Source organism: Planococcus sp. YIM B11945, assembly GCF_050864155.1.
GTDB lineage: Bacteria > Bacillota > Bacilli > Bacillales_A > Planococcaceae > Planococcus.
In genome coordinates this window covers 158,955-184,795 of record NZ_JBOZWR010000002.1, presented here as the reverse complement: position 1 = coordinate 184,795, position 25,841 = coordinate 158,955, and the positions used below count along the sequence as shown (strand labels likewise).

Sequence of the window (25,841 nt, the reverse complement as noted above, 5' to 3'; positions counted from 1 at the left end):
TTCATATTTTTCTACCCCTAGTATATCAACTTGGGCATTGAAATGCAAACATAGGTTCGAATTTTATTGTTGACAAAAACGTGTGTTCGCATTAATATGAGAACATATATTCCGAACACATATTCCTAGGAGGCGTTTCATATGACATTTTTTCAAAGAAACTCGTATTTGATCTTATTTTTCTCACTAATCCTTACGTTTTCTTTTTATACAGTCATTACGCAAAAGACTGCTGATGTACAGGTCAGCCACGTAGAGGTCAAGTCGGGCGACACGCTTTGGACGATGGCTCAATCTTTTAGCGGCAACACACCACAGCAAGAATGGATCGAGCAAATCATGGAAGACAACAATTTATCCACTCCCCATATCGTTGCCGGACAAACCATTAAAATTCCGAGCGACCAGCTTAAATATGCACCGGATGAGGCCGTAAACCTGGCCGGTGATGCTGAATGAGAAAAGCTGCACTGATCTATTGCCGAGTTAGCACGACGAAAGACACTCAGGAATCTTCATTGGAAAGACAAGAAGAGGAATTGATGAAATTCGCAACCGAACAAGGATATATGGTAGATGGCGTATTCTCCGATCAGCACAGCGGCTACGAAATGGACCGTGAAGGATTGCTGGAACTTTTAAATTGCATCAAAACAGAAAAAGTGGCAGCGGTGTTTGTACAGGATGAAACGCGGCTCGGCAGAGGGCATGCCCGCATTGCGCTGCTGCACGTCATGAAAAAGTATGGCGTAGAAGTTTACACGCTTTCGGACCAAGGGCCGATTGCGCTAAACGATATGGATGATATGGTTTTGGAAATTTTGGCGATTGTTGAAGAATACCAACGGAAAATTCATAATGCCAAAATCAAGCGCGGAATGAAACGCGCTGTTGAAAACGGCTATAAACCCGAGAAGAACTTAAAAGGCAGAGGAAATCCAGAAGGGCGAGAGCGGCTGGAGTTGCCGATTGAGCAAATTGTCAGCTTGAAAGCCAATGGCCTGACATTCCATGAAATTGCGACGACGCTGCAAGGATTCGGCTATCAGGCAAGCAAAGCCACTGTCCATCGAAGATACAAAGAATTTGAAAAGCTTTCCCAAAGCTAAATTATTGCAGAATCCGCACTTTTTTTATACGATGTGTAGAGAAGAAAGGTGGATGTCTATGTTATCACCAGATAAATTAAAACGCATCAACGAATTATCCCGCAAATCAAAATCTGCAGGCTTGTCTTATGAAGAGGCAAAAGAACAATCGGCACTTCGACAGGAATATTTGCAGACGTTCCGCGAAACCATGCGAGGCACTATTGAAAACGTAAAAGTGATTGACCCGAACGGCAATGACGTAACGCCAGAAAAGGTCAAAAATATCCGGGAGAATAAGTATTTGAACTAATGCTTATTCTCTTTTTCGTTGTATTCTTAACCATTGTTGACTAAACTAGATGAGGTAGGAAATTTTAGATAATGAGAGGATGTTATTATGTCTAACAAGGCTGATCAATTAGCAGTTACAACAATTCGCACGCTTTCCATCGATGCTATCGAAAAAGCGAATTCCGGACATCCGGGCTTGCCAATGGGCGCTGCTCCTATGGCTTATACATTATGGACCAAGCATATGAACCACAACCCGAAAAATCCAGAATGGTTCAACCGTGACCGTTTTGTATTATCAGCGGGCCACGGCTCAATGCTTTTATATAGCTTGCTTCATTTGAGCGGCTACGGCTTGCCGATGGATGAAATCAAAAACTTCCGCCAATGGGGATCTAAAACTCCCGGGCATCCGGAATACGGCCACACTGTTGGGGTAGAAGCCACTACAGGTCCACTTGGCCAAGGAATTGGCATGGCTGTCGGAATGGCAATGGCAGAACGCCATTTAGCTGCTACATATAATAAAGAAGACTTTAATATTGTCGACCACCATACGTTTGCGTTATGCGGCGATGGCGATTTGATGGAAGGGGTCGCAGGCGAAGCAATTTCTCTTGCTGGACACTTGAAATTAAACAAACTGGTCGTGCTTTATGACAGCAACGATATTTCTTTAGATGGCGAACTAAGCATGAGCTTCTCTGAAAACATTCAAAAACGCTTTGAGTCTTATGGCTGGAACTATTTGCGTGTAGAAGACGGAAACGACTTGGAAGACCTTTCAACAAAAATTGCACAATCAAAACAATCTACAGACAAACCAACTTTGGTTGAAGTGAAAACCGTCATCGGCTATGGCGCTCCGAACAAATCCGGTAAAGCGGATGTCCACGGCGCACCGCTCGGCGAAGACGAAATGAAGTTGGCAAAAGAATACTACGAATGGACGTTTGACCAAGATTTCCACGTGCCTGACGAAGTATACGAAACGTTCAGCGAAGCAACAGAAAAATTGGGCGGACAAGCGGAATCTGCTTGGAACAAGTTATATGCCCAGTACGAGTCTCAACATCCGGAATTGGCTTCTCAATTGTCTCGTGCCATCCGCGGAGAAATGCCAGAAAACTTTGATGTGGATTTCCCGCAATACGAAGTCGGCAAAAAACAGGCGACTCGTTCGTCTTCTGGAGAAATGGTCAACGCAATTGCGAAAGCTGTGCCTTCATTCTTTGGAGGAAGCGCGGATCTTGCTGGATCCAATAAAACAAACATTAAAGGCGGCGGCGATTTTGATGCGGAAAATGCATTAGGCCGCAACATTTGGTTTGGCGTACGTGAATTTGCAATGGGTGCAGCATTAAACGGCATGGCGCTTCATGGCGGCTTGCACGTATTCGGTGGAACGTTCTTCGTATTTAGCGATTACGTTCGTCCTGCAATCCGTTTAGCAGCGTTGATGGGTCTTCCGGTAACGTTTGTCTTTACTCATGACAGCGTAGCAGTAGGGGAAGATGGACCGACTCACGAACCGGTTGAGCAATTGGCTTCGCTGCGCGCTATGCCTAACTTGGGCATTATCCGTCCAGCAGATGCCAACGAAACTAGAGAAGCTTGGCGTTTGGCGTTAACGTCAAAATCCAAGCCGACTTTATTGGTCTTGTCTCGCCAAGATTTGCCTGTACTTGAGCACAGCGGGGAACTTGCGCGCCAAGGCGTCGAGAAAGGTGCATACGTAGTATCGCCTGTCGAAAATCCACAAGCTTTGTTATTGGCGACTGGATCTGAAGTCAGCCTAGCTGTTGCAGCGCAAAAGCAATTGGCTGAGGAAGGAATTGCCGTATCGGTTGTTTCCATGCCATCATGGGACCGTTTCGAACAGCAAGATCCAGAATACAAACAATCCGTTATTCCAAAAACGGTGAAAAAACGTTTGGCAATCGAAATGGGCACATCATTCGGCTGGGAACGCTACACAGGCGATGAAGGAGAAATTCTTGCCATCGACCACTTCGGCGCAAGTGCACCGGGCGAGCGCATCATGGAGGAATTTGGATTTACTCCAGAAAATGTCGCCAGCAAAGTGAAAAACTTGATTCAAGGATAAGTAAAAAAGCGGAGGCGCTTATATGCCTCCGCTTTTCTTGTAGTCACAACCCAAATTTTATAGTATAATCCTTTGTGGTGCAGTACTTATATATGCAACACGAAGGAGGTAACTAAAATGGATACTTGGATCTGGATCGTACTCATAATCGTGGCGTTGATCGCCGGTGTTGCTCTAGGCTTTTTCATCGCTCGTCAATATATGATGAAGTATTTGAAAGAAAACCCACCGATTAATGAAGAAATGCTGCGTATCATGATGATGCAAATGGGACAAAAACCGTCTCAGAAGAAAATCAATCAAATGATGGCTCAAATGAATAAAGCTTCTAATAAACCTGCTAAAAAGTAAAAACAAAAGAGGGTAACCGTTAAGTTTGGAGTTCGCAAACTTTGGGTTCCCTCTTTTTTGTTTGAGCTAAATGGGCAGTCGCCTAAAAAAAGCATATACTGTCCAAATCGTCTAAAATACTATCCGGAAATCACCAAATACTGTCCGCAATCGGCCATTTACTGTCTGTGCGAAATTTTCAACTGGAAAAGGCTGTCTCAAGTTAACATCAACTTGAAACAGCCTTTTAAATTAAGACACGCGATTATTTTGTTTTTCTTGTGAGTCGGTTGTCAGTTGTTGCATCAATTCGTGTAATTTTGCCGCTTTTACTTCATTCCGAATGCTTTCTTTGTAAGCTCGGAACTCCGCCGCCAAATTCAATAAGAAGACAATAGAGAGCAAAAATGCTGGCAAGGAGTGCTGCAGGAAACCAAAGCCGATTAAAGCGATGGCGCCGGCGACTAAAAAGCTCATCGCGTGTGCGGATCTATTGTTTAGATCTATAAGTTCTTTGTAAGAATGATGCTGCATGGTCATTCCCCCTTCAATAACTGAATTATACGCAAAAAATTGAAAAATAAAAGAAGAAATTAAGATTTTTTAAGATTTTTTTGTGACAGATAGGTTTGTTTTTATGAAAAAAGGGTATTTCCGCTATTTTTCAAAAAATAAAGGAGAAGAAAGAGCGTTTAATCAACAAAAAATGGGTTAAGGAAGTAAAAAAGGAGGTGTCTAATGTGGCGGACGAAAAAAAAGAGTTTGTCATTTATATGCCAGTAGCGGAAGAAGAGGAGAAGGGGCAATTCCGTATTCAGAACCGGGATTTAAAAAAGGCTTTGCCTGTTTCACTTGAGAATATTCACGAGTTGGTCAAAGACTTGAGCGGTTATAGTTTGGACACCATTGAACTGCATGTCACGGGAGTGGTGAAATCCGGACCAATCACGGAGCTGTTTATTGGGGCGGAAGGCGAGGCGGGGATGAAGCTTGTACTTAACAAGAAAAAAGAACAGCATACAAAAACCAGCACTCAAATTTGAGTGCTGGTTACGCATTTTTTCAATAATCCATAAGCTGATAAAAAGTCAGCGACCGTTTCTTCGTAGGCTGCCGGGTTTTTATTAAACGATTGGGCATGGGCGCCAGTATCGAAAAGTTTCATTGCTTTAGGACCGAGCTTCAATTCATATAATTCTTCGGTCATTTTCGGCAGCACAAAATCATCGTTTTTGCTGTGAATGAACAACATTGGACTTTCTATTTGGGAAACTGCTTCCCTTGGAGAAACGGCACTGATTGAATAGCCGTCCCGAAGTTTCAAAAATAGGCTTGCCAATTTGAGTGCAAGTGTTCTCCGAAGCGGCGTTTTGGTTTTCATGACATGGAGAATTTGCTCGGTAATGTCCGAATACGCACAGTCTGAAATGTAGAAATCCGCAGCATCTTCCATGCCGGCGTACAAAATTGTCGTTGCCGCTCCCATTGATTCGCCGTGAATGCCGAAAAACAGTTCAGGCCCGACATGGAGTTTTAATGCTTTAACTATGGCCTGCAAGTCGATTTTCTCGTAATGGCCGAAACTTGTGGTTTTGCCGCCGGATTCGCCATGCCGCCGATGGTCGTAAACGACCGAATTAAAACCGAGCCGTTCAAACATGCGGGCGTATTTGAAGCTATTGACTTTGTTTTCGGTCACGCCATGGCAAATGATGACATAGCGCATGGTATCATGGGGTTCGAGGAAAATGGCTTTGATCCGGTAGCCATTTGCGGATTCGATCCAACGTTCGCATTTTTTAACGTCGGCATACCAATATTCATCATAGCGTTTCGCTGTGGTCTCACGCTCCAATATCAAGGATTCGTCTTTTTTCTGCAAATACATCAGCCGGTTGGAAATGGCAAATCCGGATATGGTCGTCAACGCCGTAACGACGCTGGACACTATGCCAGCTGCCACCACCATTTTCCTTGCCATAAAACACCCCTCCTTATTTGCGGTTTTTGTATAGGGTATACATGCCCGTTGAAACGGAATTAGTGACATGCGGTTCAATTTTTTTAATGGCTTGGCACAATTTCTCTAAATCAATACCCGTTTCAATGCCCATCCGGAGCAGCATATTGACGACGTCTTCGGTAGCCACGTTGCCTGTGGCACCGGGTGCGAACGGGCAGCCGCCAAGACCGCCAGCAGAGCTATCAAAACGGCTGACGCCTGCCTGCAGCGCAGCTAAAATATTGGCGAGCGCCATTTTTCGCGTATCGTGGAAATGCGCCGTCATCAGCGTATCCGGAAATTCCTGCAGCAGGTCCTTGAACAACTGGTAGCTTTCGGTAGGCGAAGCCATGCCGATCGTATCAGCGACGCTCAATTCATCGACACCCCAGTCGACAAACTGACGGCATAGCGCTACGGTATCTTCTGGCTTGATAGCGCCTTCAAACGGGCAATAAAAAGCCGTGGAAATGCAGGCGCGCACAAATACGCCGTCTCGTTTTAAATGCAAGATCAGCGGCTTTAACGTTTCCATGCTTTCAGCAGTAGTTTTATTGATGTTTTTTTTGTTGAACGAATCGCTGACGCCGACAAAAACAGCTAACGCTTTTGCGCCTGCTTCGAGCGCAGTGGTGATGCCTTTTTCATTTGGCGTCAAGACGAACTGCCGCCCAATATGCTCGACAGCGCTTACAATTTCTTTGGCATCGGCCATTTGCGGCACCCATTTCGGCGATACGAACGAAGTCAATTCCATTTCGCGTATGCCGGATTGCTGCAAAGCGCTGATAAATTCTAATTTATTCTCGGTCGAAACAATTTTTGCTTCATTTTGCAGGCCGTCGCGAGGCCCAACCTCGATAATCGTCACATTCTTTGGTAAACTGAACATACTATCCCTCCTTGTTCTATTGTAGCGAGGAGTGGGTAAAAAGAGCAACTAGCAGTAATCAATCAAGGGGGAAATAAACATGTCTCAAGAAATCGTTATTGTAAGCGCTGTCCGGACAGCTGTAGGATCTTTCCAAGGAGCGCTTAAAGATGTACCGGCAACACAATTGGGAGCAATCGTTATTAAAGAAGCGGTAAAACGTGCTGGAATAGCACCGGAACAAGTCACGGAAGTGATCATGGGGAACGTACTTCAAGCAGGGCTTGGGCAAAACCCGGCGCGCCAAGCTGCAATACACGCTGGCTTGCCTGAAACGGTGCCAGCTATGTCAATCAACAAAGTCTGCGGTTCTGGTTTAAAATCGGTTCAACTGGCGTTTCAAGCCATTTACGCAGGGGATGCGGAAATCGTCGTAGCCGGCGGAATGGAAAACATGAGCCGAGCGCCTTACCTGATGGACAGCGCACGCGGCGGTTTCCGCATGGGCGATCAAACAATCGTCGACAGCATGATTAAAGACGGATTGACGGATGCTTTCAACAATTACCATATGGGCATCACGGCAGAAAATCTGGTCGAGCGCTATGACATCACACGAGAAGAACAAGACGCATTTGCAGCGCGTTCCCAGCAGCGTGCAGCAGCAGCGATAGATGCAGGGAAATTTGAAGAAGAAATTGTGCCGGTTGAAATTCCACAGCGCAAAGGCGATCCGATCGTCTTCAAAACAGACGAATACGTGAAACGCGATTCGACTGCTGAAAAATTGGCTAAACTCCGTCCGGCATTTAAAAAAGACGGCAGTGTAACTGCAGGAAACGCTTCCGGCATCAATGACGGAGCGGCGGCAGTTGTCGTCATGTCAAAAGCGAAAGCAGAGGAACTGGGGCTCACGCCTTTAGCGACAATTGTGGCAAACGGCAGTGCGGGCGTCGATCCGTCCATTATGGGAATCGGGCCAGTCCATGCAGTCAAGCACGCGCTGAAAAAAGCGGATATGGCTTTAGAAGACATTGATGTAATTGAAGCGAACGAAGCATTCGCGGCCCAATCTATTGCGGTTGACCGTGAATTGAAATTTGATCACGATAAATTGAACGTCAACGGCGGCGCGATTGCCATTGGCCATCCGATCGGAGCAAGCGGTGCACGTATTTTTGTTTCTTTGCTTCATGAAATGAAGCGCCAAGATGCGAAAACTGGCCTTGCGACACTTTGCATCGGCGGCGGCCAAGGCGTTGCAACGATCGTCAAACGCCCCTAATAACAAGACCTAAAAAGGAGCGAAGCTTATGGCCAAGAAAAAAGAAGAAACCAACAGCCATTTGCCGGAAGACATTTTGGCAAAATTGCAAGAAACGAAAAAGGCTTTGCTGGAAGAAGAACAAAAGCGGGAAGAAGAAAAACAAGCACGGGAATTGTTTGAACGCAAAGAACGAGAAAAGAATTTATCGTTTGCGGAGCTGCTTGAGCGCCACGGCGACAAAGGAAATAAGTTTTAATAATATCCAATGCTTTTAAGATCATCAAAAACTCCGCCGAGTTATCGGCGGAGTTTTTTGATGGAGTTTTTTAAGCTTGCTCAACAGCAGAAACGTCTGTTGTGCGTGAATGAATTGGCGTTCAATTATAAGAAGTTTGCTTAACAGATTTTCGCAGGAACTTGGAAGTCATTCAGTCGACTTTAAGATAGATGAATAAATTTATTGAATATTCTATAAATTTGTGTTGATTTCTTTTGTAAGCGCTTTTATAATGAAGGTGTTAGCAAATGTTACAGTACTGAACAAATGTAACGGAAGGGGGGAGCAAGCGTGTGGGGATGGGTAATCGTTATGTTCGCTGGTGTTTGGCTTTTGCAGCTTTTGTTGACAAAAATTCAAATGAAAAATTACCAAGAGACCGTCAGAAAGCTCAGCAACCGCCCGTCAGGCTTTTTAGGAGTTGGCATACAGAAACAGAAATTAGGCATCGGTGCTATCGCCATTATAGTGACTGATACCGAAGGGACGATCATAGAAAGCCAAGTGATGAAAGGGGTGACTGTCTTTAGCCGCTTCCAAGCGTTTGATCAATTCACTGGACTGTCACTGCCTGAACTGAAACTGCGCCTCAATGAAGATTCTCTTGATGTGGCTTTCAAGATGGCGATTGATAAGATTGAAGCCCAAATGGAAAAGAAGACAAATCTGGTGTTCTAAGGAGGAAGAAACATGGATGCGGTATTGAATTTTTTAGTCAAGCTGGCAGAAGGGTTCATCGGAATGTTTCAACAAGGCGGCGAAACGTTTGTCGGCTTGGTTACCGGGATTATTCCATTGCTGATTGTTTTGATCACTGCGATTAATGCTTTTATCCGAATTGTCGGGGAAGACCGCATTGATAGATTAGCTCGTAAAAGCACCAAAAATATTATTTTGCGGTATACCTTATTTCCGGTGATTGCTGTCTTCTTTTTAACCAATCCTATGGCTTATACGTTTGGCAAGTTTCTTCCAGAAAAGCAAAAGCCGGCATTTTATGATTCCGCGGTATCTTTTGTGCATCCGATTACCGGTTTGTTTCCCCATGCCAATCCCGCTGAATTGTTTGTGTATTTAGGGATTTCGGCAGGCATCACGACTTTGGGGATGTCGCTTGGGCCATTGGCCATCCGCTACTTTATTGTCGGGATCATCGTTATTCTCATCCGCGGGATCGTTACGGAAATCATTACGGCGCGCATGATGAAAGCCCGGGGAATGGAGCTTTAAAAAAGAAGCCAATGTGTCCATAAAAGGGGAGGCGTAAACAATGGAAGCTACTGAAAGACCGACGAATTACAAAGCCGTCACCATTTCGCAAGGCCGTGGAGGATGGGGCGGTCCGCTGACCATCAAACCGAATGATGTGCAGCGATACATCGTTTCAGTAACCGGCGGTGGAGTTCATCCGGTGGCACAGGAAATTGCCAATTTGACAGGCGCCGAAGCGGTTGATGGCTTTAAAGGCTCCTACGACAAAGAAACGATGGCTTGCGTGGTCATCGATTGCGGCGGAACAGCTCGTTGCGGCGTTTATCCAAAAATGGGCATCCTGACCGTGAATATCAATGCCACTTCTCCGTCAGGGCCGTTGATGAAATTCATCAACGAAGAAAATTTCGTTTCAGGGGTTGGGGTTGCGAACATCCGCGTAGAGGAGCGGACATTTGAAAACGCCAATGCAGTAAAAGAGGCGGTAGACGAAGTAGAAAACCCTTCCGTTGAAAAGAAAACCCCTCAAGAGATAAAAGAAGAAGCAAAACGGAAAGCAGCCGCTTACCAGCCGGAAAGAAAACAAAACATTATCGAGCGGGTTGGCCGTGGCGCCGGGAAAGTAGTCGGTATTTTTTATCAGGCGGGCCGTGAAACGATCGATCAAGTAATCAAAAATATTTTGCCGTTCATGGCGTTTGTCAGCATGCTTATCGGGATCATCCTTTATACCGGAATTGGGGACGTCATTGCCAATTTCGTGACGCCGCTTGCGGGCAATATTTTTGGGCTGCTGATCCTATCCGTTATTTGTGCGCTCCCGATTCTATCTCCATTGCTCGGACCGGGCGCTGTCATTGCACAGGTCGTCGGGGTTCTTGTCGGAGTAGAAATCGGCAGAGGAAATATCCCTCCTGCATTGGCGCTGCCGGCTCTTTTTGCCATCAATCCGCAAGTAGGTGCTGACTTTGTCCCGGTTGGTTTGACGCTCGGGGAAGCGAAACCGGAAACCATTGAAGTCGGGGTGCCGGCAGTTTTGATCTCCCGGTTGATAACGGGGCCGTTGGCGGTAGTCATCGCTTATTTATTCAGTTTCGGATTATATTGAGCGGAAGGGGCAATTAGGTGAGCGATGTCATGATAAATAAATACGAGTCGAATATAACGGAAATCGGTGCAGATGTCGAAATGTTCGCAGAAGAAAATATGCTCGTCATTTTCAATGAAACGGTCCCGGAGGCATTAAAATCATTCGGTGTCATACATGAGAAAACTGATCTTTTGAGCCAAGTCGAAGCTGGTGATATTTTAGAAATCAACGGAGAGCGGTATAGCATTCTGTTTGTAGGAGATAAAGTCAACGAAACGCTCAAGGAGATCGGGCATTGCACCATTGCGTTTAATGGAGAAACCGATGCCCCTCTTCCGGGCACCATGTGCGTTGAAAAAAAGGAGCTTCCTTCCTTAACGGTTAAAGGGAAAATCCGCATCTTACAAGCTTGAGGCAAAGGAGGTTTTCACATGCTGGGAATTAACAGAAAACTAGAAGAACTGGACAAACAAGGCATCATCATTCAAGTCGGCTTAGTGGGTGCAGGACAGATGGGAAGAGGGATGATTTCCCAAATTGAAAATATGGCCGGCATGCGGGTGGTGATCACTGCCGATATTCAAATTGATAATGTGAAAAATGCCTATGTAAAGTCTGGTGTGGCTCCTGGCGACATCGTCGAGACCGATGAGGAGCAAGCAGCAAGCCAAGCCGTGAAATCCGGCAAGGTGGTGGCAACGGCCGATGCCCAATTGGTAACTTCTTTGCCTGAAGTGGACGTTGTGGTGGATGCTACGGGAGTCCCGAATATTGGGGCCAAGATTGCTTGGGATGCCATATTGAACAAAAAGCATATTGTCATGCTGAACGTGGAAGCGGATGTAACGGTCGGACCTTTGCTTGCAAAAATGGCAGAGGCGAGCGGAGTCGTTTATACCGGCACAGCGGGAGATGAACCGGGAGCGATTATGGAACTCTATGATTTTGCTGATGCTCTCGGTTTTGAAGTTGTCGCGCTTGGAAAAGGGAAGAACAATCCGCTTAACCGGGAAGCCAATCCCGATACTGCAGCGGAAGAAGCTGCACGAAAAGGAGCCAGTCCGAAAATGCTTGCTTCTTTCCAGGATGGCACGAAGACAATGGTTGAAATGACAGCAGTTGCCAATGCTACCGGCTTTTTGCCGGATATCCCAGGAATGCATGGTTTTGTAGGCGGGGTCGGTGATTTGCCAGAGATGTTCAAGCTGAAAAAAGACGGCGGGCAAGTTCACAATAAAAAAATTGTAGAGTACATCAACGGGATTGCTCCAGGTGTATTCGCCATCATAGCATCTGAAAAAGAAGAAGTTAACCATGAAATGCAATACTTGAGTATGGGAGAAGGCCCCAATTACGTGCTTTACCGTCCTTACCATCTGACAAGTTTAGAAACGCCGATATCAATTGCCAGAGCGTTTATCTATAACGAAGCGACAATCGCTCCTTGGAAAGGGCTTCAAGCGGAAACGGTAACCGTCGCTAAGAAGGATTTGGAAGAAGGACAGTTCCTTGACAGCATTGGCGGATTTACCGTTTACGGCCATATCCTTAATGCTGTTGAGGCGAGTGAGCAAAAGGCTTTGCCATTAGGGTTAGTGGATCGCCATGTACAGCTGAAGCGGGCAATTAAAAAAGGGGAAATTATTACGTACGATGATGTGATTCAAACGGAAGACTCCACAATATGGAGGCTGCGCCGAATGCAAGATGAAACATTCCACAAAAAAGGCAAGGAAACACCGGTAAAAGCTTAATGGTTGGCCTAACGCAATAAAAGCCGGAGAAAAAAATTGGCTTTATTCTCAAAACAAAAGAGAAGATCCGACTACCTAACCGAGAAGGTGTTTATATGAAAATGAAGAAGATGGAAGCGGACTTATATTGCGTTCACTGCAAGGAAGAAGTCGACCATGAAATCACTTACATCAATAGCCAAATTAAAAGCATCCGCTGTTTGCAATGCGGCAAAACGAAAGAACTAAAAATCGATGTCAAAAAAGAACTTTACAAAGAAATCTTTGAAAGAATTTCAACCAAACCGACGCGGATGACAGAAGAGTACCGCAAAGATCTCAGCCATCTGTTGCTTTCGCTGCCGGTAAGGGCCATAAAAAAACCATACCAACTTCTTAAAGACGTCAATACTTCCCGCAAAGTCATCCAAACTTATAAAAAAAAGAAAAGCGCCGAAAAGTAACTTCCCTGTATAAAGGCCCGCCTTCTCCATAGCCAGTCGGGAAGGCGGGCCTTTAATCACCGGTGAAACAAGGTTAAGGAGGACTCGTTATGACGCAACCAGTAAACTTGCCCCCTCGGGTAAAAGAAACAGACCTTGCAGGTTTGTATAAACAAATGTGGTTGATCCGTTTTTTTGAAGAAAAGGTGGATGAATTTTTTGCGAAAGGAATGATTCATGGCACGACCCATTTAAGCGTAGGGCAAGAAGCATCCGCAGTTGGGGCAATAGCAGTTTTAGAAGAAAAAGACAAAATTACAAGCACGCACCGCGGGCATGGCCATTGCATTGCAAAAGGTTCTGAAGTAAATCCCATGATGGCTGAACTTTTTGGCAGAACGACCGGCTATTGCAAAGGAAAAGGCGGTTCTATGCATATTGCGGATTTGGACAGAGGAAATCTGGGCGCCAACGGTATTGTTGGAGGCGGTTTTGCGATTGCGACAGGTGCTGCTTTAACTTCTCAAATGAAAAAAGAGGGTTATGTGGTTTTGTGTTTCTTCGGTGATGGAGCTTCGAACGAGGGCAGTTTCCATGAAGCTGTAAATTTAGCTTCTATCTGGAAGCTTCCCGTCGTATTTATTTGTGAAAACAATCAATATGGCATGTCGGGGCCAGTGAAGGATATGACCAATATTGAAAACATTGCCCAGAGGTCTGAAAGCTATGGAATTCCGGGGAAAGTGGTAGACGGCAACGATGTGTTTGATGTGATGAACGGGGTAGGAGAAGCTGTTGAACGCGCTCGAAACGGGGAAGGCCCTTCCATCATTGAAGCAAAAACCTACCGCTGGAAAGGCCATTCTAAGAGTGATGCCAAAAAATACCGCACCCGGGAAGAGGAAACCGAATGGCGGCAGAAAGACCCGATCGAACGGTTCCGGTTGATTTTGGTAAATGAGGGATTGTTGTCGGAAGAAGAAGCGGAAACCCTACGGCTGGATGCGAAAAAAGAAGTAGAAGAGTCGGTTGACTATGCCATCAACAGCCCAGAACCGGATTTAGATTCACTAATGGAGGACATCTATGCCTAGATCAAGCAAAGGAGGGCTGTAAGATGAGAGAACTGACGTATCTAGAAGCTGTGCGCGAAGCCATGAGCCAGGAAATGCGCGAAAATAATGATGTCTTTATTTTAGGCGAAGATATCGGTGTCTATGGCGGGGCTTTTGGTGTGACGCGTGGGATGATCGAAGAATTTGGGCCAGAACGGATTCGCAATACCCCGATTTCGGAAGCTGCGATTTCTGGGACTGCCGTCGGGGCGGCTTTAACTGGTATGCGGCCAATTTTGGAATTGCAGTTTTCGGATTTCATGACGATAGCAATGGACAATATGGTCAACCAAGCCGCAAAAATCCGCTATATGTATGGAGGCAAAGGGAAAGTGCCGATGGTGCTGCGGACTCCGGCGGGTTCGGGAACCGGGGCGGCGGCGCAGCATTCGCAAAGTCTGGAAGCTTGGATGGCCCACATTCCAGGATTGAAAGTCGTGCAGCCATCGACCGCTTATGACGCAAAAGGGCTATTGAAAGCGGCTATTGATGACGATAATCCGGTCATCTTTTATGAACATAAACTTTGTTACCGGACAAAGTCGGAAGTTCCGGAAGAGCCGTATTCTATTCCGCTTGGGAAAGCAGACGTAAAGCGAGAAGGGACGGACGTGACGATCGTTGCCACGGCTATTATGGTGCATAAAGCGCTAGAGGCAGCGGAAGAACTTGAAAAAGACGGCATCAGTGTCGAAGTGATTGACCCAAGAACCCTAGTGCCGTTAGACGAAGAAACCATTATCAAGTCGGTCAGAAAAACTGGCCGTTTGCTCGTAGTACACGAAGCGGTCAAACGCGGCGGGTTTGGAGGCGAAATAGCCAGTATGATCGCGGAAAGCGAGGCATTTGATTATTTGGATGCTCCTATTAAGCGGCTCGGCGGCAAACCAGTTCCGATTCCTTACAACCCGGAACTTGAAAAAGCGGCTATTCCGGGAGTGGCGGATATTGTTGCGGCTGCAAAAGAAACGGTAAACCGCCTGTAGGAAGGAGGAGGCAAAAGATGGCCAAAGAAATTTTCATGCCGAAACTGAGCAGTACGATGCAAGTAGGCACGTTGCTTCAATGGTTTAAAAAAGAAGGCGACCCGGTAGCGGTTGGAGATCCGTTATTTGAGATCATGACCGATAAAATCAACATCGAAGTAGAAGCCTACGAAGAAGGCATTTTGTTAAAGCAATATTACCAGGAAGATGATGAAGTGCCCATTAACCACGTTGTCGGTTATATCGGTGAACCAAATGAACAAGTGCCGGCTACTGCTCCAGGTGAGGCAGGAACTGGAAAAATAGAAAAAGAAGTTCCGCCGCAGCTCACAGAAAGCATTCAAGTGGAACCGTCTGCAAATCCCGCACCGGAAAAGCCACGGGCAACGCCGGCAGCAAGGAGAGCTGCAAGAGAAAAGGAAATTCCGCTTGCTGAAGTTGCCGGAACGGGGCCAAAAGGGCGGATTCAGCAATACGATGTACAGGCGTTTATTACTTCGAAAGCATCTTCTGCCACTCCATTGGCTAAAAAAGTAGCTGAAGCAAAAGGAGTTGACTTACAGGACGTGGAGGGAACCGGCGCACGTGGCAAAATCTACCGGGAAGATGTGGAGAAGGCCCAAAAACGTACAGCCGAACCTGCTATTGCAGGAAAACGCGTCAAAATGGAAGGCATCCGCAAAGTGGTTGCCGAGCGCATGCTCCGTAGCAAAACGACGGCCCCGCACGTGACGCTGATAAGCGACATTGATATGCTCGCTGTTGTCGATATGCGTAAACAGCTTTTAAGCCCGGTAGAAGACCAAACAGGCTACCGCATTTCCTATACGGAAATCATCGTAAAAGCGGCAGCTGCAACATTAAAACGCCATCTGAATATGAACGTATCCCTTGAAGGCAACGAGATTGTCTACCACGACGAAATCAACATTGGCTTAGCGGTAGCAGCGGAAAACGGATTGTTCGTTCCAGTAATCAAAAATGCCGATCAAAAAGGGCTTGCTTCCATAACGGCAGCATGCAAAGAAGCCGGCAAAGCGGCAAGAGCAAACAAGTTGAAACCGGACCAAATGGCTGGGGGCACCTTCACAGTCAGCAATTTAGGCATGTATGCCATTGATGCTTTTACGCCCGTCATCAATCAGCCGGAATCCGCCATTTTAGGAATTGGCCGGATTATTGAAAAGCCAGTGGGCGTAGGTGGTTCAATCGAACTACGGCCCATGATGGCTGTCAGTTTATCATTCGACCATAGAGTCATAGACGGCGCGCCGGCTGCAGCTTTCCTGACCGATTTCAAAAAAGTGCTTGAGCACCCGTTCGAATTATTAATGTAAGGGGTCGATCCTATTGAAAACCTATGATGTGGCGGTAATTGGCGGGGGGCCAGGCGGCTATGTAGCAGCCATTCGAGCGGCTAAATTAGGGAAGAAAGTGGCGTTAATCGAAGCGTTGCAGCTTGGCGGAACGTGCTTGAACCGAGGCTGCATTCCTTCGAAAACCTTATTGCGGCACGCTGACATCATTGAATCGATTGAAAAGGCAAAAAGTTGGGGAATTGAAACGGGAACGCTCACGTTTTCGCTTGCCATGATGCTTGCACGTAAAGACGAAGTGATCAATCAGTTAAGAAAGGGCATAACATTTTTAATGAAACAAAATAAAATAGATGTATATAATGGGTATGGACAAGTGAACGCCGATCGAACCATCGCAATTCAAAGGGAAGGAAAAGAAGAAACGGTTTTTGGAGACCAAATTATTTTGGCAACCGGTTCTAAGCCCATCATCCCTCCTATCCCCGGCATTGAACAAGCTGGTTATTATACAAGTGATACAATCTTTAATATTACTAAAATCCCGGATTCCATCATTATTGTAGGAGGGGGGATTATTGGGGTAGAACTGGCATGCATTTTCTCCAGTCTCCGAGTTCCGGTCACAATTGTGGAAATGGCCGAACAAATCCTTCCGAATGAAGACTGGGAAGCGGCCAAGGCGCTTTCAAAAACGTTGAAAAAGAAAAATGTGGCTTTATTAACAAGTACGAAAGTGACAAAAATAGAAAAGCGGCAAGAACATCAGCTAGTCCACATCGAAACGGTAAACGGCAAGAAAGACACGCTGGAAACAGAGGCGCTGCTCTTATCGGTCGGCAGATCGCCGAATGTCTCTTCCTTCACCCAGCTCCAATTGGAAATGGCAGGGCCTTTCGTGAAAGTCGATCAAAGAATGGCCACTAACCAATCCGGAGTTTATGCAGTGGGTGATTTGATCGGTGGATGGCAGCTCGCCCACGTAGCCAGTGCAGAAGGGCTTGTAGCCGCAGCGAATGCTTGCGGAGGGCAGGAAACCATCAATTACAAGATTGTGCCGCGCTGCGTTTATACAAACCCGGAAATTGCCAGCGTCGGGATGACGGAAGAAGAAGCAAAGCAAAAAAGAATTTCATACAAAGTCGTTAAAGTGGATCATGCAGGCAACGGGAGAGCGCTGGCGTACGGTGATAAAGAAGGTTTCACGAAATTGCTTGCAGATACAGAGCATGGGGAGATTCTTGGCGTTACAATGGTCGGCCCGCATGTAACGGAAATGATTGCTGAACCGTCCGCTTTTATCCATTTGGAAGGGACGGTCGATGAACTGGCTACCCTGATTCATGCGCATCCTACCGTGAATGAAAGCTTATACGAAGCCGCCGCTTCCTGGTTGGGGAAAGGCGTGCACCATTCATAACAAATGGGCTTTGATCAAGATGAGAAGGTGTAATGATGCTAAATTGGGAAGAACGAAGGCACCTTGTAAAGGTAGCAAAACTGTATTATTTTAATGGCCAGACGCAGGCCGAAATTGCCAAAAAAATGGGGGTTTCCCGGCCTGTCATTTCCAAGTTATTAAACAAAGCAAGAGAAATCGGGATTGTAGAGATTTACATTAAAGATGAAAACGCCCATACCGTAGAGCTCGAACACCAACTTGAAACAAAATATCAGTTAAAGGAAGCGATTGTCATTCCGGCTGGGAATTTGCCGTCGGATATGGTCAAACACGCGTTGGGCAAAGCGGCTTCGTTTTACGTTTCAAAAAATTTGGAAGGCATCAAGTCGCTTGGCATTTCCTGGGGCAGTACACTCGCTAAATTCGTCCAGGAATACCCGTTTGAAAAACACCAAGGGTTGAAGGTGGTTCCATTAGTTGGAGGGATGGGAAGGAAGTTTGTCGACATCCATTCCAATTTGCTGGCTTATCAGCTGGCGCAGAAAATGCAATCGAATTGCACATATCTTTATGCACCGGCAATGGTTGAATCCCAAGAGTTGAAACAGCGGTTAATCGAATCGGAAGATATTGCGATGGTTTTAGAAGAAGGGCGCAATGTTCAGATGGCTGTAGTAGGCATTGGAAATCCATATGAAGGTTCGACCATGTCGGCTATGAATTATTTGACAGCGGAAGATCTTGACTCTTTGAAGGAAGCGGGGGCCATAGGGGATATTGGTTCACGTTTCTTTGATGCGGCGGGGAATCAAATCAAGCATCCGTTAAATGATTTAGTGATCGGACTGGACCTAAACGAATTTAAAAACATTCCGGAAGTCATTGGAATTGTCGAAGGGCCACATAAAGCAGCGAGCGTAAAAGCGGCATTAGCGAGCGGTTATTTAGATGTGCTAGTCATTGATGATGCAACGGCGGGATTGCTGGTTTAATTCATGGTTTAAAACAAGAAGAGGTTATAAAAGGGACATACATATCAGGGCAGAAAGCGTTTAAGCTTTCTGCTTTTTTATTTGATGGCGGGGATTCTACAAAAATTATCATTATTTTAGGGGAAATGGCATTATTTACTTGTTTTTACTAAGAAAAAAAGCCATGATGAGAGAAAAGGAAAAAAGAGCAATTAAAATGGAAAATATTTCATAAAATCTAATTCTTACGTACAAAAAATCTTTTTAAAAAAATCAACTTAAGCGCAGTCTTATTAAATTCTGGAGGAACCTAATGACAAGCATAAAGAAGCTTGAATTAAAAGTTCAAGAGCTTTTAAGCTTATTAGAAGCATTTAAACACTTGAATTCAAACATAGAGATGGACGATGTTTTTCAAAATATCCTTTTGCAGATGGTGCAAGTTGTCGGGGCAGAAGCAGGCACGCTTTGGGTGTTGAACAAAGATGATGAGAAGATTGAAGCCGTTGCAGCTTACGGACCCTCATCAGAGGCGATTCTAAATATCAAAATGAAAAAAGAAGAAGGCATTGTCGGCAAAGCCATTATGTCAGGAAACGAACAGTTGATCGAGAATGTGGCGGACAATTTGGACTGGGCAAATCGGGTCGACCGATCCAGCGGGTTTATTACAAAATCAATGATTACCGTTCCGCTAAAAGTAAAAGAAACGGTACTTGGTGCTTTGCAGCTTCTCAACAAAAAAGAAACGGCTTTTTTCTCGGAACAAGATATTGCACTGGCTGTCGCTTTAGCTAATCAATCCGCACTAGCTCTGCACAATAGCCAAATGTATGACGAATTATACCGCATGTTTTTAAGCATGATCCGGACATTGGCAAAAGTGTTGGATGCCCGAGATCCATATACGGCGGGGCATTCGGAACGGGTTGCCAAGTATTCGCTGTGGATTGCGAAAAAGTTGGGAATGGATGCAACGTCGAGTGAGGAGTTGTACAAAGCAGCCTTGCTGCACGACATCGGGAAAATCGGAATTCCAGATGACATTCTCCGGAAACCAGGAAGGTTGACGGCAGTGGAATTCGGCTATATCCAGCAGCACACGATCATTGGGGCGGACATTCTGTCGAACATGGAACCTAAATCGTCCATGATGGATGCTATTCAAACGGCACGTTCACACCATGAACGGATGGATGGAACCGGTTATCCGGACGCGTTGAAAGGCGAATCCATTCCGTTGTTTGCCCGCATTGTTGGCGTTGCTGATGCGTTTGATGCCATGACCACTGCCCGCTCCTATAGCCAAGGGCTGTCACTGGAAGAAGGAGCAAAGGAATTGGAAAGATGCAAACAAACTTTATTTGATGAAAGAATAGTAGACGCTTTCCTGGCGATTCTAGTTGAATGCAATTATGAAATAGACAAATACGATGGTGAAACTGGAAGAGAGATTATGCATGAATCAATTTGATGTTTTATTAATAGCACACTTTATAGGCGATTTCCTGCTCCAAACAGGATGGATGGCAAAATACAAAGCCACAAAATGGGTTCCTTTGCTCACCCATGTTTCCGTCTACACGCTTGTCATTGGAATTGCCGGTTTTTTATCTGGCGGCTTATCGGTTGCCAGCATCAGCATCATCTTTATCGGGCATGTCCTATTGGACCGCAAGACATTCATTGCGTGGTGGGTACGCCATATTCAAACGGCTAAAGGGCCAGAACACACGTGGCTTTCCATAGTAGCGGATCAAATATTCCATATTATTCTGTTGGCTATAGCCATCGGAATTTCTTAGGAGGGGTGAAGATGGAATTAGCAGCGAAAAAGTATTCCTTTGAAAAGGAGTTTTTGATTTCCCGGGAAGCGGCTTGGAAATTGGTCAGTGACAACGATCGGATGAATCAAAACATTGGTTTGTTTCCCGTGAAATTCAGCGGAGCAAAAATAGAAGACGAGGGTGTTTTTTTTAGGGAAGCCAGTGCCAAAGTGGCAGGAATTATTCCGCTTCGTTGGCAGGAATATCCGTTTCAATGGGAAGAAAACAAAAAATACGTGGTGGAACGCCGCTATTACGACGGGCCATTGAAGTCCTACACATGGGGAGTGGAACTTCTCGACAATCCAGACGGGGATGACAATAAAACCATCATCCGCGCCTTCGCTGAATTTATTCCGCGCAATGTGCTGGGATACGGAGCGATTTCATTGATCGGCGTTCAATCATTGAAAAATACGCTAGCCTATGTTGAAAAGTTTGTAAAAACTGGGGCAGATTTGGCGAGAATTCCCGATAAGCAAAAGGAATATAAAGTGAAAGCACCCGAACTGGAAAGATTGGAGCGTTCGTTGAAAAACTGGCCAGTCGAAGAGCAGTATGTAGAGTTGCTTCATGCCTATTTGATTGAAAAAAGAGATCATGATGTGGCGCATATCAAACCGGTGCAACTGGCTAGGCAATGGAAAGCGGATCCGGACGAAGTGCTGCGTGTATTGCTGTATGCAACGAAAACTGGTATTTTGGATTTGAGCTGGAATTTGATTTGCCCAAACTGCCGAGTGTCTAAAACGGAATACAAAAGCCTTGCCCAATTAACTCCGCAATTTCATTGCGATTTGTGCGGCATCAATTACGATGCGAATTTTGACCAATATGTCGAACTTCTGTTTTCGGTGCACCCGTCTGTCCGAAAAGCTTACGCTGAAGAATATTGCGTCGGCGCACCGCAAATCACGCCGCATGTTAAAGTACAAAAAGTGATGGCAAAAGGAGAAACGATCGTGTTGAATATGCCGCTTTCTGCCGACTCGCTAAGATTGCGGGTGCTGCAAAAAAACGCAATTGTTTCCATCGATCCAAAGCTTAGCGGTAAAGCCGCAAAAGCTGCACTTGAGTATAGCGATGAAGGATGGTCGTCTGAAACTATTGGCGAAGCCGGGGAAATCCGCATTGCCAATTCGAGTTCAACTGATATTGTGCTCGTTGTAGAGCAATCAACATGGAACACGGAAACGGTGACGGCGGCAAAAGTGACGGCGATGCCAGAGTTCCGGGAATTGTTCAGTTCTGAAGTATTGGCGCCCGGCCAAAAAATTGGCGTTGGCCATGTGACCATATTGTTTACAGATTTGAAAAATTCAACCGTTTTATATGAAACGGTAGGTGATGCCAACGCCTATAGCCAAGTGAAAAGGCATTTTGAATTTCTGGAAAAATGGATTGCCAAAAATTCGGGCAGTGTTGTTAAAACGATCGGGGATGCGGTCATGGCCGTTTTTCATTTGCCTGAGGATGGCTTGAACGCTGCCATTCAAATTCAGCAAAGCCTTGAAACGTTCAATCAGGAAGCAACGGAAGATATTGAATTGAAAATTGGGTTGTACAGCGGGCCGGCCATCGCCGTAAATTCCAATGATTTATTGGATTACTTCGGAAGAACGGTAAACATCGCAGCGCGGATTGAGGCGCAAGGAACGGGCCGGGACATTGTCTTCAGCCAAGAGTATATGGACCAAGACGGATTGAAAGAAATCATAGAAAACAGCAAAATGGATGTGCTGCCGTTTGAAGCGAACTTAAAAGGCATCGAAGGATCGATGAAATTGATGCGCCTCACGCCAAGAGAAGTACAAGCAGAAAAGCTGCCAGTCGTTTCCTTAGAAATGATTGGATAAATAAACCTTTGAATTTGCGCAGCAGCGGCTGCGAAGAATTCAAAGGTTTTTCTCTTGCAGCAATTTGCTGGATTGAAGGCTAAAAAAAAGAAAAAACGGGTATATCCGTTACGTAGTTAAAATTGCTAGTTTCAGAAAAGAGAGGCGTTGCCAGATGAGTTCAAAAACAATGAAGGCGCTTGGTTTCTATAAACCGGGGCCGAAATCACAACCGCCAACATTCGAATATGTGGATGTCGAGCGGCCCGTGCCGGCTGGACGGAATTTATTAGTGGAAGTGCGCGCGATTTCCGTCAACCCGACCGATTTCCGGACGCGAGACGCCAAAGACGAAAACGATGATTCGTTGACAATTGTCGGACGCGATGTAGCAGGTGTCGTGGTTGAAGCAGGAGAAGGCTGCACGTTGTTTCAGGTGGGAGACGAAGTGTATTATGCCGGCACATCTGTTGCACAAGGCGGGCATAGCGAAGTGCATTTGGTAGATGAACGGCTTGTCGGCAAAAAGCCGAAGACGCTGAATTTTGCGGAAGCGGCAGCCATGCCGCTGACGAGCATTACGGCTTGGGAAGCGATGTTTGACCGGATGGGCATTTCTCGCCGCCCTGAAGACAATGAAGGAAAAACCATATTGATTATTGGGGCAGCGGGCGGCGTTGGATCGGTTGCCACGCAAATTGCAAAGCTTGCAGGCCTTATCGTCATCGGTACTGCTTCGCGCGAGGAAACGGTCGAATGGACGAAAAAACACGGCTCGGATTACACAATCAACCACCGCGAACCGTTTGAACCGCAATTAAACAAACTCGGCATAAATGGTGTGCATTATATTTTTTGCTTAACCAATGTTGATGACCATATGGCGGGAATGGCGAAAGTCATTAAGGCGCAAGGCAAGATTTGTTCGATATTGCCGTCGCAAAAACCGCTCGATATTGCGCTGTTTTCAAAATCCGTCACCTTTGCCTACGAATTGATGTATACCCGTTCAATGTTCCAAACAGAAGACATGGTCGAGCAGCACCATATTTTGGATCAATTGGCGGATTGGATTGACAAAGGGAAGATCCGGACGACTATGACCGAACGCAATGCGCCTATCAATGCCGCCAATTTAGAAAAAGCCTATGGCCAGTTGATGACAGGCAAGACGATTGGGAAAATTGTGCTAGAAGGGCCGATCGAAGAATAAATAAAAGCGAAAAGGCAGAGCAGCGGCTGAGTAGAAGCCGGCTGTCCTGCCTTTTTATTGAACTCTTGTTATTCGAGATTGGCATGTCTGCCGTACATCTTATCGGAAGTTAATCCTTTTCTTTCCATCACCTGCAAGACGATGGCATCAAAAAACAGCAGCAGCGATTGTTCGAATAGCAAACCTATCGGTTGAATCGATTTGCCGCTCGTGCCTTCCGCTTTTGCTTGCACAGGCAGTTCGATGACGATGTCTGCCAATTTACCGATCGAAGAATGGGGATTGATCGTAACCGCTGCAACAACAGCACCGATTTTCTTGGTTTTTCCCTCCTGTGGACAAGGCTTTGCGTCTCGCCGGAACCGGATCCGACAATGAAAAGGTCGTCCGGTTCTAAATTAGGCGTAACCGTTTCTCCGACAATGTAAGGATTAAGGCCAATGTGCATGAGCCGCATGACAAACGACTTCGCCATAAAACCGGAACGGCCGCCGCCTGCAGCAAATATTTTCTTGGAAGAAAGAATCGCTTCTGCGAGTTGCTCTGCGTGCTCAGTAATTATGGACGACAAGACCCGATCAAGCTCTGCAAGAATTTCTTTTGTATACCCAACTGTTTGCATATTAAAGAGCCACACCTTACTGGATCAACTGGTAAATTTGCTCAGCTGCTGTTTTTTTGTCGTCTTTGCTTGTGATGCCGCCAACAACGATCAAACCCGGTTGTTCTTGGATCACTTCTGGCAAAGTTTCCAATTTGATGCCGTCGGCAATCGCCACTTTAGAATTTTTTACGATGCTTTTGATTGTGCGAAGGTCAGCGAACAAATCTTTGCCTTCCGCTTGCAAGTCATACCCTATATGCACGCAAATATATTTGGCCTTTCCCTTAGTCCCGATGTTCTTCATAGCGTCCTTTTTTTGTCAATTTCTTGGCTTGTTCAATTTGTTCGGAAGAAACGCTCGTTTCATAGGCGGTGATTGTATCTTTGATTTGCTTAGGCGAGCTTGCGCCAGCAACCACCGAAGCGATCGTATCGTTGTGCAGCACGCTGTGCAGGGACAACGCGTGAAGATTCTCGTGGACGTCCATCAGCTGCGTAACGATTGTTTCCAATTCATCCGCACGATAGGTCAAATATCCGCCCATTTTGCGTGCGCGTTCCAATCCTTCGTTCGTGAGAAGACCTTTGGCCAATGTGCCGCGGGTCACGACAGACTTTCCGGCTTTGCCGATTTCCGCCAAATATTCTTCTGGCCGGCGGTCAAACAAACTGTATTGCATCATGATTGAAACGAGGTCACTTTTTTCTAAAAAACGTTTGATGACGTTCGGCCGGATGGAAGAAATGCCGTATTCGCGGATCAATCCTTCTTTTTTCAATGATTCGAACGCATCGATCGTTTCGTCCGCATCGTCCGTAATCATGCCGCCGTGCAGCTGGTATAAATCGATATAGTCGGTTTGCAGGCGCTTTAAGCTGTTGTGGACTTGTTCGAGAATATACGGTTTAGTCGCATTCCATTTCACTTCATCGGAATCTAGGCTCCACTGGTTGCCGACTTTGGTCGCAATGACGATGTCCTGGCGGTGCTTCTTCAATGCTTTGCCGACCAGTTCTTCGTTGACGCCTTTGTTGTAAAGGTCGGCCGTATCAAAATAATTGATGCCGTGTGCAATGGCTTCTTCCACAATAACAGATGCTTTGTCGGTTTCCGTTGGCAAAGACATGCAGCCGAAGCCGATTTCACTGACGCTGATTCCGCTCGATCCAAGATTTTTCCTTTTCACAACCTCACCTCATTTAGTATGACGTTTTTCTTATGGTATACTTTGCGGTAGAGAAATCACAAATGAAAAGAGGAATATCATGAAAAAGTTTGAAGAAAAAACCATTCATTCGGAACGTATCTATGAAGGCAAAATCATTAACTTGAAAGTGGATGAAGTTTCTTTGCCGAACGGCAAAACATCCAAGCGCGAATTGGTCGAACACCCAGGGGCAGTCGCAATTATCGCCTTTACTCCGGAAAATAAAATTATCATGGTTGAGCAATACCGAAAAGCATTGGAACGCTCAATCATTGAGATTCCAGCTGGCAAATTGGAAAAAGGCGAAGCGCCCGAATACACGGCGATGCGCGAATTGGAAGAAGAAACCGGCTACACGGCCGATAAACTGGAATTGATCCAGGCCTTCTCAACGTCTCCCGGATTTGCGGATGAAGTGATCCATTTGTTTTATGCAGACGGCTTGCGCAAATCAACGAGCGAAGCGGTTTTGGATGAAGACGAATTTGTGGAATTGATGGAAGTTTCCATTGAAGAAGCGGAACAGATGATGAAAGAAAACCGCATTTACGATGCCAAAACGGCTTTTGCGGTCATGTGGGCAAAACAACGATTCTCAATTGAAAATTAAAAGCATTTCTTATTAAGAATAATTCTAAAGTAAGAATGATA

General features: G+C 45.8%; 28 protein-coding genes and 2 pseudogenes. 24 read left to right on the top strand and 6 right to left on the bottom strand.

From position 1 onward, the window contains the following. Window positions 1-141: 141 nt before the first annotated feature. The 5 genes from yneA (at window position 142) to ACRRQV_RS04535 (ending at window position 3,840) form a co-directional block, all read left to right on the top strand. The gene (gene yneA, locus ACRRQV_RS04555; RefSeq protein ID WP_432528119.1) at window positions 142-459 is read left to right on the top strand and encodes a cell division suppressor protein YneA; all 318 of its coding nucleotides are present in this window, start codon (window positions 142-144) and stop codon (window positions 457-459) included. After that, window positions 456-1,109 carry a YneB family resolvase-like protein gene (locus tag ACRRQV_RS04550; protein ID WP_432528117.1) on the top strand — a complete coding sequence of 218 codons (654 nt, stop codon included), beginning with the start codon at window positions 456-458 and terminating at the stop codon, window positions 1,107-1,109. The genes yneA and ACRRQV_RS04550 overlap by 4 nt, the downstream gene beginning before the upstream one ends. A gap of 58 nt (window positions 1,110-1,167) precedes the next feature. Then, entirely contained in the window at window positions 1,168-1,401 is a 234-nt protein-coding gene (locus tag ACRRQV_RS04545; protein ID WP_432528115.1) for a DUF896 domain-containing protein, read from the top strand. 87 nt (window positions 1,402-1,488) lie between these two features. After that, window positions 1,489-3,489, top strand: coding sequence for a transketolase (gene tkt / locus ACRRQV_RS04540; protein ID WP_432528113.1), 2,001 nt, complete (start codon window positions 1,489-1,491; stop codon window positions 3,487-3,489). A gap of 117 nt (window positions 3,490-3,606) precedes the next feature. Further along, entirely contained in the window at window positions 3,607-3,840 is a 234-nt protein-coding gene (locus ACRRQV_RS04535) for a YneF family protein (RefSeq protein ID WP_432528111.1), read from the top strand. 231 nt (window positions 3,841-4,071) lie between these two features. On the opposite strand, the gene ACRRQV_RS04530 is transcribed toward ACRRQV_RS04535, so the two are convergent. After that, window positions 4,072-4,353: a hypothetical protein gene (locus tag ACRRQV_RS04530; protein ID WP_432528109.1), complete on the bottom strand. Its 282-nt coding sequence runs from the start codon at window positions 4,351-4,353 to the stop codon at window positions 4,072-4,074. A 206-nt stretch (window positions 4,354-4,559) separates the two neighbouring features. Between ACRRQV_RS04530 and ACRRQV_RS04525 the strand changes: the two genes are divergently transcribed. After that, window positions 4,560-4,862, top strand: coding sequence for a hypothetical protein (locus ACRRQV_RS04525; protein WP_432528108.1), 303 nt, complete (start codon window positions 4,560-4,562; stop codon window positions 4,860-4,862). Here the strand turns inward: ACRRQV_RS04525 and ACRRQV_RS04520 are convergent. Both ACRRQV_RS04520 and ACRRQV_RS04515 read right to left on the bottom strand, forming a co-directional pair. After that, complete coding sequence (locus ACRRQV_RS04520) at window positions 4,853-5,800, bottom strand: alpha/beta fold hydrolase (RefSeq protein ID WP_432528106.1); 948 nt, start codon at window positions 5,798-5,800, stop codon at window positions 4,853-4,855. The two genes, ACRRQV_RS04525 and ACRRQV_RS04520, sit on opposite strands and share 10 nt — an antisense overlap. A 13-nt stretch (window positions 5,801-5,813) precedes the next feature. Continuing rightward, window positions 5,814-6,713, bottom strand: a complete 900-nt coding sequence (locus tag ACRRQV_RS04515; RefSeq protein WP_432528104.1) for a hydroxymethylglutaryl-CoA lyase — start codon at window positions 6,711-6,713, stop codon at window positions 5,814-5,816. Window positions 6,714-6,792: 79 nt separating this feature from the next. Between ACRRQV_RS04515 and ACRRQV_RS04510 the strand changes: the two genes are divergently transcribed. From ACRRQV_RS04510 to ACRRQV_RS04430, 17 genes are all read left to right on the top strand, one after another. Further along, complete coding sequence (locus ACRRQV_RS04510) at window positions 6,793-7,977, top strand: acetyl-CoA C-acetyltransferase (RefSeq protein ID WP_432528102.1); 1,185 nt, start codon at window positions 6,793-6,795, stop codon at window positions 7,975-7,977. Window positions 7,978-8,005: 28 nt separating this feature from the next. Then, window positions 8,006-8,215, top strand: coding sequence for a DUF3886 domain-containing protein (locus ACRRQV_RS04505; RefSeq protein ID WP_432528100.1), 210 nt, complete (start codon window positions 8,006-8,008; stop codon window positions 8,213-8,215). Window positions 8,216-8,527: 312 nt separating this feature from the next. Beyond that, entirely contained in the window at window positions 8,528-8,914 is a 387-nt protein-coding gene (locus ACRRQV_RS04500; RefSeq protein ID WP_432528098.1) for a transcriptional regulator GutM, read from the top strand. A gap of 24 nt (window positions 8,915-8,938) precedes the next feature. Continuing rightward, window positions 8,939-9,466, top strand: coding sequence for a PTS glucitol/sorbitol transporter subunit IIC (gene srlA, locus ACRRQV_RS04495; RefSeq protein ID WP_432528189.1), 528 nt, complete (start codon window positions 8,939-8,941; stop codon window positions 9,464-9,466). Window positions 9,467-9,506: 40 nt separating this feature from the next. After that, window positions 9,507-10,556: a PTS glucitol/sorbitol transporter subunit IIB gene (srlE, locus tag ACRRQV_RS04490; RefSeq protein ID WP_432528096.1), complete on the top strand. Its 1,050-nt coding sequence runs from the start codon at window positions 9,507-9,509 to the stop codon at window positions 10,554-10,556. 17 nt (window positions 10,557-10,573) lie between these two features. Continuing rightward, on the top strand, window positions 10,574-10,951 hold the full coding sequence (locus ACRRQV_RS04485; protein WP_432528094.1) for a PTS glucitol/sorbitol transporter subunit IIA: 378 nt from the start codon (window positions 10,574-10,576) through the stop codon (window positions 10,949-10,951). Between the two features lie 18 nt (window positions 10,952-10,969). Then, a complete protein-coding gene (locus ACRRQV_RS04480) occupies window positions 10,970-12,292 on the top strand; it encodes an NAD(P)H-dependent oxidoreductase (protein WP_432528092.1) in 1,323 nt (440 codons plus the stop codon). Between the two features lie 95 nt (window positions 12,293-12,387). Further along, window positions 12,388-12,735: a bh protein gene (locus ACRRQV_RS04475; protein WP_432528090.1), complete on the top strand. Its 348-nt coding sequence runs from the start codon at window positions 12,388-12,390 to the stop codon at window positions 12,733-12,735. Window positions 12,736-12,824: 89 nt separating this feature from the next. Continuing rightward, a complete protein-coding gene (locus tag ACRRQV_RS04470; protein ID WP_432528088.1) occupies window positions 12,825-13,808 on the top strand; it encodes a thiamine pyrophosphate-dependent dehydrogenase E1 component subunit alpha in 984 nt (327 codons plus the stop codon). 23 nt (window positions 13,809-13,831) lie between these two features. Next, entirely contained in the window at window positions 13,832-14,815 is a 984-nt protein-coding gene (locus ACRRQV_RS04465) for an alpha-ketoacid dehydrogenase subunit beta (RefSeq protein ID WP_432528086.1), read from the top strand. A 17-nt stretch (window positions 14,816-14,832) separates the two neighbouring features. Further along, complete coding sequence (locus ACRRQV_RS04460; RefSeq protein WP_432528084.1) at window positions 14,833-16,152, top strand: 2-oxo acid dehydrogenase subunit E2; 1,320 nt, start codon at window positions 14,833-14,835, stop codon at window positions 16,150-16,152. A gap of 13 nt (window positions 16,153-16,165) precedes the next feature. Continuing rightward, on the top strand, window positions 16,166-17,551 hold the full coding sequence (gene lpdA / locus ACRRQV_RS04455) for a dihydrolipoyl dehydrogenase (protein ID WP_432528082.1): 1,386 nt from the start codon (window positions 16,166-16,168) through the stop codon (window positions 17,549-17,551). A 35-nt stretch (window positions 17,552-17,586) separates the two neighbouring features. Beyond that, window positions 17,587-18,525, top strand: a complete 939-nt coding sequence (locus tag ACRRQV_RS04450; RefSeq protein ID WP_432528187.1) for a sugar-binding transcriptional regulator — start codon at window positions 17,587-17,589, stop codon at window positions 18,523-18,525. 292 nt (window positions 18,526-18,817) lie between these two features. Further along, window positions 18,818-19,978 carry an HD domain-containing phosphohydrolase gene (locus tag ACRRQV_RS04445; protein ID WP_432528080.1) on the top strand — a complete coding sequence of 387 codons (1,161 nt, stop codon included), beginning with the start codon at window positions 18,818-18,820 and terminating at the stop codon, window positions 19,976-19,978. Then, window positions 19,965-20,309: a DUF3307 domain-containing protein gene (locus ACRRQV_RS04440; protein WP_432528078.1), complete on the top strand. Its 345-nt coding sequence runs from the start codon at window positions 19,965-19,967 to the stop codon at window positions 20,307-20,309. Before ACRRQV_RS04445 ends, ACRRQV_RS04440 begins: the two co-directional genes overlap by 14 nt. An 11-nt stretch (window positions 20,310-20,320) precedes the next feature. Beyond that, the gene (locus ACRRQV_RS04435; protein WP_432528076.1) at window positions 20,321-22,186 is read left to right on the top strand and encodes an adenylate/guanylate cyclase domain-containing protein; all 1,866 of its coding nucleotides are present in this window, start codon (window positions 20,321-20,323) and stop codon (window positions 22,184-22,186) included. 154 nt (window positions 22,187-22,340) lie between these two features. After that, window positions 22,341-23,378, top strand: a complete 1,038-nt coding sequence (locus tag ACRRQV_RS04430; RefSeq protein ID WP_432528074.1) for a zinc-binding alcohol dehydrogenase family protein — start codon at window positions 22,341-22,343, stop codon at window positions 23,376-23,378. 68 nt (window positions 23,379-23,446) lie between these two features. On the opposite strand, the pseudogene hxlB reads toward ACRRQV_RS04430, so the two are convergent. From hxlB to ACRRQV_RS04415, 3 genes and pseudogenes are all read right to left on the bottom strand, one after another. After that, window positions 23,447-24,000: pseudogene (gene hxlB, locus ACRRQV_RS04425) on the bottom strand (6-phospho-3-hexuloisomerase). A gap of 16 nt (window positions 24,001-24,016) precedes the next feature. Further along, window positions 24,017-24,289 (bottom strand): annotated as a pseudogene (locus ACRRQV_RS04420) (3-hexulose-6-phosphate synthase); the annotation flags it as partial. Continuing rightward, entirely contained in the window at window positions 24,267-25,169 is a 903-nt protein-coding gene (locus ACRRQV_RS04415; protein WP_432528072.1) for an aldo/keto reductase, read from the bottom strand. The pseudogene ACRRQV_RS04420 and the gene ACRRQV_RS04415, both read right to left, overlap by 23 nt. Before the next feature lie 79 nt (window positions 25,170-25,248). Between ACRRQV_RS04415 and ACRRQV_RS04410 the strand changes: the two genes are divergently transcribed. Beyond that, window positions 25,249-25,800 (top strand): NUDIX hydrolase, encoded by a 552-nt coding sequence (locus ACRRQV_RS04410; protein ID WP_432528070.1) that lies wholly within the window; start codon window positions 25,249-25,251, stop codon window positions 25,798-25,800. The last annotated feature ends 41 nt before the right edge of the window (window positions 25,801-25,841 follow it).

Excerpts from the sequence above, each read along its gene's own strand:
- yneA (WP_432528119.1), top strand. The coding sequence starts at position 142 with ATGACATTTTTTCAAAGAAACTCGTATTTGATCTTATTTTTCTCACTA.
- ACRRQV_RS04550 (WP_432528117.1), top strand. The coding sequence starts at position 456 with ATGAGAAAAGCTGCACTGATCTATTGCCGAGTTAGCACGACGAAAGAC.
- ACRRQV_RS04545 (WP_432528115.1), top strand. The coding sequence starts at position 1,168 with ATGTTATCACCAGATAAATTAAAACGCATCAACGAATTATCCCGCAAA.
- tkt (WP_432528113.1), top strand. The coding sequence starts at position 1,489 with ATGTCTAACAAGGCTGATCAATTAGCAGTTACAACAATTCGCACGCTT.
- ACRRQV_RS04535 (WP_432528111.1), top strand. The coding sequence starts at position 3,607 with ATGGATACTTGGATCTGGATCGTACTCATAATCGTGGCGTTGATCGCC.
- ACRRQV_RS04530 (WP_432528109.1), bottom strand. The coding sequence starts at position 4,353 with ATGCAGCATCATTCTTACAAAGAACTTATAGATCTAAACAATAGATCC.
- ACRRQV_RS04520 (WP_432528106.1), bottom strand. The coding sequence starts at position 5,800 with ATGGCAAGGAAAATGGTGGTGGCAGCTGGCATAGTGTCCAGCGTCGTT.
- ACRRQV_RS04515 (WP_432528104.1), bottom strand. The coding sequence starts at position 6,713 with ATGTTCAGTTTACCAAAGAATGTGACGATTATCGAGGTTGGGCCTCGC.
- ACRRQV_RS04510 (WP_432528102.1), top strand. The coding sequence starts at position 6,793 with ATGTCTCAAGAAATCGTTATTGTAAGCGCTGTCCGGACAGCTGTAGGA.
- ACRRQV_RS04505 (WP_432528100.1), top strand. The coding sequence starts at position 8,006 with ATGGCCAAGAAAAAAGAAGAAACCAACAGCCATTTGCCGGAAGACATT.
- srlE (WP_432528096.1), top strand. The coding sequence starts at position 9,507 with ATGGAAGCTACTGAAAGACCGACGAATTACAAAGCCGTCACCATTTCG.
- ACRRQV_RS04480 (WP_432528092.1), top strand. The coding sequence starts at position 10,970 with ATGCTGGGAATTAACAGAAAACTAGAAGAACTGGACAAACAAGGCATC.
- ACRRQV_RS04475 (WP_432528090.1), top strand. The coding sequence starts at position 12,388 with ATGAAAATGAAGAAGATGGAAGCGGACTTATATTGCGTTCACTGCAAG.
- ACRRQV_RS04470 (WP_432528088.1), top strand. The coding sequence starts at position 12,825 with ATGACGCAACCAGTAAACTTGCCCCCTCGGGTAAAAGAAACAGACCTT.
- ACRRQV_RS04465 (WP_432528086.1), top strand. The coding sequence starts at position 13,832 with ATGAGAGAACTGACGTATCTAGAAGCTGTGCGCGAAGCCATGAGCCAG.
- ACRRQV_RS04460 (WP_432528084.1), top strand. The coding sequence starts at position 14,833 with ATGGCCAAAGAAATTTTCATGCCGAAACTGAGCAGTACGATGCAAGTA.
- ACRRQV_RS04450 (WP_432528187.1), top strand. The coding sequence starts at position 17,587 with ATGCTAAATTGGGAAGAACGAAGGCACCTTGTAAAGGTAGCAAAACTG.
- ACRRQV_RS04445 (WP_432528080.1), top strand. The coding sequence starts at position 18,818 with ATGACAAGCATAAAGAAGCTTGAATTAAAAGTTCAAGAGCTTTTAAGC.
- ACRRQV_RS04440 (WP_432528078.1), top strand. The coding sequence starts at position 19,965 with ATGAATCAATTTGATGTTTTATTAATAGCACACTTTATAGGCGATTTC.
- ACRRQV_RS04435 (WP_432528076.1), top strand. The coding sequence starts at position 20,321 with ATGGAATTAGCAGCGAAAAAGTATTCCTTTGAAAAGGAGTTTTTGATT.
- ACRRQV_RS04430 (WP_432528074.1), top strand. The coding sequence starts at position 22,341 with ATGAGTTCAAAAACAATGAAGGCGCTTGGTTTCTATAAACCGGGGCCG.
- ACRRQV_RS04410 (WP_432528070.1), top strand. The coding sequence starts at position 25,249 with ATGAAAAAGTTTGAAGAAAAAACCATTCATTCGGAACGTATCTATGAA.